The 857-nt window shown below is 65.7% G+C and carries 1 protein-coding gene; it reads left to right on the plus strand.

The features are described 5' to 3' along the window. Window positions 1-33: 33 nt before the first annotated feature. Window positions 34-857 (plus strand): recombinase zinc ribbon domain-containing protein (locus FS320_RS44340; RefSeq protein ID WP_244627786.1); only part of this gene is annotated, 824 nt, incomplete at its 3' end.

The following is an 857-nucleotide window of genomic DNA, read 5'->3' on the forward strand; positions in this document are numbered from 1 at the left end:
AGTCCGACTGGGCGGCTCCACTGGAGCCGGGCGATGATCCATAGCATGCTGCTCAACCCCGCCTATGCGGGACAGGCGCTTTATGGTCGCCGCCAGAGCGTGCCATGGCGGCCGCCACTTCATCCGCCGCGCGGCCACGATGGCCTGCCGCGGCGGTCTTGGCGGCAAGTGCTCGCCCCGCCTGAGCGGCACATCCGCATTGCGGTTCCGGCTCTGATTGACGAAGACCTGTTTGTGAGTGTCGCCGAGCAGTTGGAGGAGAACCGCAGACGCAGTCGCGAGCGGCTTGCGGGCATCCAGTATCTGCTGCGCGGCCTGCTGGTCTGCCAGAAGTGCGGCTATGGGTTCACGGGGTATCACCCGTACGGACCGCGGCGGTATTATCGCTGTTGCGGCACGGACCGCAGCCGCTTCCATGGTGCGTTCCGGTGCAGTGCCCGGCTGGTTGCGGTTGATCAGCTTGATGAAGCGGTCTGGACTGAGGTCTGCCGACTGCTCGACAACCCGAAGCTGGTGATCGCGGAATATCAGCGGCGCCTGGACGCCGTGCAGGCCACCCCCCATCGGCTCGAACGCGATGCCCTTGACCGTCAATTAGCCAAGGCCCGCCGTGCAACCGAGCGGCTGATCGACAGCTACACGGAGGGACTGATCGACAAGCCCGAATTCGAGCCGCGCCTGACCGCGTTGCGCGGCCGGACAGCCCGGCTGGAAGCCGAAGCCAAGGCTCACCAGGAGGCCGATGAGCAAGTCCGTTCGCTGCACCTCGTCGTCGGGAAACTCGACCTGTTTGCCGCGATGGTGCACGATCGGCTCGCGGCTGCGGATTGGGCGACGAAGCGGGACATCATCTGTAC

Source organism: Microvirga tunisiensis, from assembly GCF_009296175.1.
GTDB classification, from domain to species: Bacteria; Pseudomonadota; Alphaproteobacteria; order Rhizobiales; family Beijerinckiaceae; genus Microvirga; species Microvirga tunisiensis.